Annotated in this window: 1 protein-coding gene; it reads left to right on the top strand. The window is 73.4% G+C overall.

From position 1 onward, the window contains the following. On the top strand, nt 1-1,694 hold a 1,694-nt coding region (locus tag BM237_RS28555; RefSeq protein WP_139238209.1), incomplete at both ends, for a non-ribosomal peptide synthetase.

Below are 1,694 nucleotides of genomic sequence, written 5' to 3'. Positions count from 1 at the left end.
GGTGATCCGAGTTTCGCGGAGTTGCTGGAGCGGGTGCGTGCCGTCGATCTGGGGGCCTACGCGCACCAGGACCTCCCCTTCGAACGACTGGTGGAGGTGCTCAACCCGGCACGCTCACTGGCCCGCCACCCGCTGTTCCAGGTGCTGCTGGCCTTCAACAACGGCACGGCGCACACCGACGTCCCCGCCGACCGGGCCTCGGACGTCCTGGTCCGGCCCATGACGGTGGAGACCTCGGCAGCCAAGTTCGACCTGTCGCTGTCCTTCAACGAGGACCGGGCGGCCGACGGCTCGGCGGCGGGCATCCGGGGCGTGCTGGAGTACAGCACCGACCTGTTCGACGAGGACACGGCCCACAGGATCGTCCGGTACTTCCTCCGGTTGCTCGGCGCGGCGGTCGAGCAGCCCCACACACCGCTGACCGGGATCCCGGTCCTGAGCGAGCGGGAGCGGCACGAACTGCTCGTCCGGCGCAACGACACGGCCCGCGCACCGTCCCGGGTCCCGCCGCTGCGGCGCTTCGAGGAACAGGCCGCCCGGACCCCGCACGCCACGGCCCTGGTCGACGGCGAGGAGCGGATCGGCTACGCCGGACTCGACGAGCAGGCCAACCGGCTGGCCGCACTGCTGTCGGAGAACGGCTCGGCACGGCGCGGACCGGTCGCGGTCGCGCTGCGGCGCGGCGCCCTGCTGCCGGCGGTGCTGCTCGCCGTCTGGAAGGCGGGGCTGCACTACCTGCCCCTGGACCCCGGACATCCCAAGGACCGGCTGGCGGACATCCTCGCCGACTGCGCGCCGGGGTGCGTGGTCACCACCGCGGACCTCGCCGGGGACCTTCCGGCCGGCCCGGCCCCGCTGCTCGTCCTGGACGACCCGGACACCGCCCGGCGGCTGGCCGCCCTGCCCGGCATCCCACCGGCCGGGGCCGCGCACGCCCGGGAGCATCCGGAAGAACTGGCCTACACCATCTACACCTCCGGTTCCACCGGCCGGCCCAAGGGCGTCATGGTGACCAGGGCCGGCGTGGCCAACTTCCTCGCCGACATGACCGAGCGGCTGGACATGGGGCCGAACGACCGGCTGCTGGCGGTCACGACGGTCTCCTTCGACATCGCCGTCCTGGAACTCTTCGCCCCCCTGCTCACCGGAGGCTCGGTCGTCCTGGCCGACGGCACGACCCGGCGCGACCCCGCGGCCGTGAGATCCCTGTGCGCCCGTGAGGGCGTGACGGTCGTACAGGCCACCCCCGGCTGGTGGCACGCCATGGCCGTGGACGGAGGCCTGGACATCACCGGCCTGCGTGTGCTCGTGGGAGGCGAGGCCCTGCCGGCCTCCCTGGCCCGCGCCCTCCTGGAACCCGGCCGCGCGCCGTCGCACGGACACCTGCTCAATCTCTACGGGCCGACGGAGACCACCGTCTGGTCCACCGCCGCCCGCGTCACCACCGAAGCGCTGGACGCGCGCGGCGGATCGGTGCCCACGGGAACACCGATCGCCAACACAGCCGCCTATGTGCTGGACGCCGCGCTCCAGCCGGTGCCGGACGGAGTGCCGGGAGAGCTGTACATCGCCGGCGCGGGTCTGGCCCGCGGCTATCTCGGGCGGCCGGGGATGACCGCGGAGCGGTTTTTGGCCTGTCCGTTCGGGGGGCCGGGTGAGCGGATGTACCGCACCGGCGATCTGGTCCGCTGGCG

The organism is Streptomyces mangrovi (genome assembly GCF_900114215.1).
Classification (GTDB): domain Bacteria; phylum Actinomycetota; class Actinomycetes; order Streptomycetales; family Streptomycetaceae; genus Streptomyces; species Streptomyces barkulensis.
Note: the sequence above shows the minus strand (reverse complement) of the source record. Positions and strands in the feature narration are given on the sequence as shown.